Raw genomic sequence first — 227 nt, 5'->3', positions numbered from 1 at the left:
CTGCCCGCCACCCTCCGGGCCGTTGCTGCGCAACGTTCAAATCCGCTCCCGGCGGATTTGTCCTCCTCAGGAGAGCGCTCGCCGACAAACAACAGATAAAACAAAAGGCCCGGTCTTTCGACTGAGCCTTTTGTTTTTATTTGATGTCTGGCAGTTCCCTACTCTCGCATGGGGAGACCCCACACTACCATCGGCGCTACGGCGTTTCACTTCTGAGTTCGGCATGG

1 rRNA gene is annotated in these 227 nt (G+C 56.8%); it reads right to left on the bottom strand.

What is annotated here, in order from left to right:
- Nucleotides 1-145 precede the first annotated feature (145 nt).
- Nucleotides 146-227 (bottom strand): 5S ribosomal RNA (rrf, locus tag OGX67_RS26905); the annotation flags it as partial.

The sequence above is a fragment of the Citrobacter sp. Cf118 genome (assembly GCF_030334095.1).
GTDB lineage: Bacteria > Pseudomonadota > Gammaproteobacteria > Enterobacterales > Enterobacteriaceae > Citrobacter > Citrobacter freundii.
The sequence above is the reverse complement of the archived record's forward strand: the minus strand, read 5'-3'. Positions and strand labels throughout refer to the sequence as shown.